The sequence below is a fragment of the Ureaplasma diversum NCTC 246 genome (assembly GCF_000731915.1).
In the GTDB taxonomy this organism is placed as follows: Bacteria; Bacillota_I; Bacilli_A; order Mycoplasmatales; family Mycoplasmoidaceae; genus Ureaplasma; species Ureaplasma diversum.
Genome location: NZ_JFDP01000097.1, coordinates 1 through 1,625, shown reverse-complemented (window position 1 = coordinate 1,625; position 1,625 = coordinate 1). Strand labels below are relative to the sequence as shown.

General features: G+C 31.3%; 1 protein-coding gene. It reads left to right on the top strand.

The window, feature by feature from the left end:
* A partial coding sequence (locus tag UDIV_RS04055) for a GA module-containing protein (protein ID WP_038103694.1) occupies positions 1 to 1,383 on the top strand: 1,383 nt, incomplete at its 5' end.
* Positions 1,384 to 1,625: the final 242 nt, after the last annotated feature.

Sequence of the window (1,625 nt, the reverse complement as noted above, 5' to 3'; positions counted from 1 at the left end):
GCACTAGCTTTATCAGTTGGTGCTATTATGGCAGGGGTTAGTGTTATTGGAGTAGTTGCGGCTTGTGCACCAACAAAAGCGAAACCAGCTAAACCCACTGAAAAGAAAGTAGAACAACCACAAACTAGTGGAACTGAATCTACAAAGCAAGGTAGTGGAAGTACTACAAATGGTACTAAACAAGATTCAGAAAACAATACTCCATCAACACCAACTGACAAAGGTTCAAACAATGGTTCAAACAATGGTTCAAACAATGGTTCAAACAATGGTTCAACTAATCCATCAGGCGGCTCATCAAATACTTCTCCAGAAAATCCACAAGTAACTAATCCTAGTTCATCAGAAAAACAAAAAGATGAAAAAACACAAAGCGATCAACCAGGAACAAATGGTGGCACTACAGAAAAACCTAAAGATAATGTAGGTTCTGAAACACCTAACAAAGATATGAAAAAAGACGGTGAAAAACCAAATGTAGGTTCTAATCCGTCTGATGGTTCTATTGCTAATGGCAAGGGTGAGAACAATGGTTATGAGACCGGTGGAAAAACCGAGCAAGATGGTTCTGCTAAAAAAGAACAAGAAGATGCTGAAAAGTTAAAAGCCCAAAAAGAAGCAGAATTAGCCGCTAAAAAAGCTGAAACAAAAGAAAAAATTTCTAAATTAGATAATTTAACTCAAGAAGATAAAAATAACTTTAATGGTCAAGTTGATGCTATTACTGAACCTTCTAAAGTTAATGAATTAGATACAATATTTAGTAAAGCTCAAGAAAAAGATAACGAAATAAAAGCTGAAAAAGAGCAAGCTGAAAAAGTAAAAGCTTTTGAAACTAAGAAAAACGAAACAAAAGCTGAGATTAACAAACTACCTAATTTATCAAAGGAAGAAAAAGATGGATTTATTAATCAAATAGATAGTATGAACGAATCTTTTAACGATACTGAAGTTGATAAAATTTTAGAAAATGCAAAAGCAAAAGCTGCTGAAAATTTAGCAAAAAAACAAAAAGAAGCTACTGAACTTGCATCTACTATTAAATTCAAAAAACTGGAAGTTAGACGAGATACCTCACCAGGCAATGAAAAATATTTCTTTTTTGATATAACAACCGATCAAGAAACATACAATAAAGTTAAAAATAAATACTTTAATTATTCTATTGAAGTTGAAGGAACAAACAGATTCCAAGAAGATAGCACCAAAGGTTCAAATGCTCCTACTAGACCTAGACCAAAAACAAGCGAAGGTTTCGTTTTTGAAACCTACCCATCATATGGTCAACCTAAGGATGGTAAAACATATGTAATTACCGGAATCTGACTAGAAGATGATCCGAAAAAGACTAATTTAATTGACACTCCAGTAAAATTCCAATAAATAACTTAAACTACAAAAAACTGCTTCAAACAGAAGTGGTTTTTTAATTACCTATCTATTAATGTATCTATTTTCATTGTTTAAAAAACTTATTTATAGTAATAAAATAACCGTTTTAAATTGACAAACTAAACTATTTTTTTAGAGTGAAATTTGTTTAAAATTTAGAATTCTATTAAGAACAGACATTTTATAAAATTAAAAAACAACTATATTTAAAAAACTCCTTTACCGGAACATTT